This is a genomic window from Vibrio sp. YT-15 (assembly GCF_033337445.1).
Lineage (GTDB): Bacteria > Pseudomonadota > Gammaproteobacteria > Enterobacterales > Vibrionaceae > Vibrio > Vibrio alginolyticus.
The window spans coordinates 1-2,159 of the sequence record NZ_JAWOQR010000044.1; the positions used below are offsets into that span (position 1 = coordinate 1).

General features: G+C 38.8%; 4 protein-coding genes. 3 read left to right on the plus strand and 1 reads right to left on the minus strand.

What is annotated here, in order from left to right; translation table 11 throughout:
- The first annotated feature begins 127 nt into the window (after window positions 1-127).
- Window positions 128-766, plus strand: coding sequence for a DUF2726 domain-containing protein (locus R7D93_RS25060; protein WP_025625043.1), 639 nt, complete (start codon window positions 128-130; stop codon window positions 764-766).
- Here the strand turns inward: R7D93_RS25060 and R7D93_RS25065 are convergent.
- Entirely contained in the window at window positions 753-1,343 is a 591-nt protein-coding gene (locus tag R7D93_RS25065; RefSeq protein ID WP_025625042.1) for a hypothetical protein, read from the minus strand. The genes R7D93_RS25060 and R7D93_RS25065 overlap by 14 nt on opposite strands.
- A gap of 235 nt (window positions 1,344-1,578) precedes the next feature.
- Between R7D93_RS25065 and R7D93_RS25070 the strand changes: the two genes are divergently transcribed.
- Window positions 1,579-1,899: a hypothetical protein gene (locus tag R7D93_RS25070; RefSeq protein ID WP_225492298.1), complete on the plus strand. Its 321-nt coding sequence runs from the start codon at window positions 1,579-1,581 to the stop codon at window positions 1,897-1,899.
- A gap of 9 nt (window positions 1,900-1,908) precedes the next feature.
- On the plus strand, window positions 1,909-2,159 hold a 251-nt coding region (locus R7D93_RS25075; protein WP_206937396.1), incomplete at its 3' end, for a transposase.

Below are 2,159 nucleotides of genomic sequence, written 5' to 3' on the forward strand. Positions count from 1 at the left end.
CAGTATTGGGTTCTTTTAGCCACGATAGTAACGCACTTCGGAAATAGAAAAGTTTCAAACTTTAATGTCCTCCGACAATTGAGAAATCTATAGCCCCTCATCGTAGGGGCTTTTTTACGGAGGAACAATGGAAAACTTACTGAATAATTCCAATGCTTGGTTAGCAATTGCTCTATTCATTGTGCTAAGCGTATTGATTGGCTCAAAGGGAGGAAAGAAGCGGGGTGGATATAAACCGATTAAGAATTTAAACACAAAGTGTGAACAGAACTTCTTCAAGCAGCTATTACGTCGATTGCCAAATGGGGTTTATGTTGCGTGTAAAGTTCGTTTAGCAGATATTTGCTTACCAACGAATAACAAGGACATTGGTGGGTTCAATGCCATTGCGAAAAAGCATGTTGATTTCGTACTTCTCGATCAACAAACAAGTGAGATTTTATGCGTCATTGAACTAGATGACAGGAGTCATAATTCAGCAGCAGCGAAGAAAAGAGATAGGGTTAAGGACTCGGTTTTTAAAAGTGCTCAGATTAAATTGATTCGCGTTAAAGCATCGAGATCATATAAAAAAGATATAGATGGAATATTGGAAAGTGTTGCTAAGTATGAGAACGAAACTACCTCACAAAATAATAGTGGCAAGTGTCCCCAATGCTCATCTGAGAAGTATCAACAGATCGATTTAAAGGGATTGCAAAAAGGGAAGCACTATTATCTGTGTGAGGTTTGTAATTATAGCACCGAGCCTATTAAAACTGTTTAAAGAACAATTGCAGAAAGTGGCGTTTAGAGCCAATTTGGTTTTCTACTCGCTTGATGACTTGTGAGATAGCTGACTTACTTTTGTTGCTTTCAATTGCAATGCTGGTCAGAGGCTCATGCTTAGCTAGTTCTTCCAAGATCGATTGGGCATTACCATCAATTTTCAGGAACGCTTCAGCTTTGGCTAGCTCCGTTTTGTTCGCGTGAAACTGTTGAGGTTCTTCATGCAAAACAATATGGGAAATGTCACTGATGAAACGCTTATCAAACAGGTGATTAGCCTTGATAAGTGCTAGGAACGCTTCCAGATTAGGGATGTCTGTTGATTGGGTAAAAACAGAAATGGAGACGTTTGGGTGTAGTGTTCGTAGCTTATAAAGCTCATGCATTGTTTCGTGAATGGACGTACCTAAATACAGATCACTGATGATGAATTGACAGCCATTAAAATCAAACTGCTTTAGTTCTTCCAGGGTAGTTAACGTTGTAATGGTAAGAGTACCGTTAGACGTTTTTTGAAAGTCTCGGCAAATCGCTTCTGCTATGATAGGCTGATCTTCAATGATGACAATATCCATGCGTATACTCAATGTTATTTAAACGGCTAATGCTACTTCAGAGTTATAAACTACCGTGATAGAAAAGAAAGAGAACAATTTAAGCAATAAAATTGCTGGCATCGTTCATGATTATTGGGTCGAGCATGATAGCACTATCGAGAACACAAATAAAATATTCAGGAAATCATTTCTCTGTATTATCTTTACAAGCATCTTAGGCATAGGATCGGTGTTCTATCTTGATGCAATAAACATGTTTGAGAAAAAGGTGGTAATTGGTAATGTAAACGAGGTAGGAGTTAACAGGGAATTGCTTATTTCATATTTTAATGGAACATATAAGAGCGTTTCCAAATATATAAATAGAGATGATTACTTTGAGGTGGTAGAAAAGATTGGTTTGAAAGGAGTTAAATATAAAGCCAGCCAAATATTATCAGGAGATATTGTATATCAAAACCTACAATTGATAGATAAAAACTCAACGTTGAATGTTAAATTCGTTATTTCAAATGGTAGGCTTAGAACCTATCCCAAAAGGAATTGTCAGATAATACATAATGATAATTTATGAGGGCAACGTATGGCAGGTAATAAGTGGCAAATCAGTGATGAACTCTGGGAGAAAATGGCTCCTCTCATCCCGGAACATAGAACTCAACACCCGCTGGGTACGCACCGCAAGCGGGTTGATAATCGCGCTGCAATGAACGCCATTTTCTTCGTACTCAGGACGGGTTGCCAGTGGAATGCGCTAAATGCCACCGGTATATGCTCGTCAAGCTCTGCTCATCGCCGATTTCAGGAGTGGCGGGATGCTGGCGTATTTGAACG

What these genes read in the sequence shown, in the direction of transcription:
- R7D93_RS25060 (WP_025625043.1), top strand. Translation starts at nt 128, where the DNA reads ATGGAAAACTTACTGAATAATTCCAATGCTTGGTTAGCAATTGCTCTA.
- R7D93_RS25065 (WP_025625042.1), bottom strand. Translation starts at nt 1,343, where the DNA reads ATGGATATTGTCATCATTGAAGATCAGCCTATCATAGCAGAAGCGATT.
- R7D93_RS25070 (WP_225492298.1), top strand. Translation starts at nt 1,579, where the DNA reads ATGTTTGAGAAAAAGGTGGTAATTGGTAATGTAAACGAGGTAGGAGTT.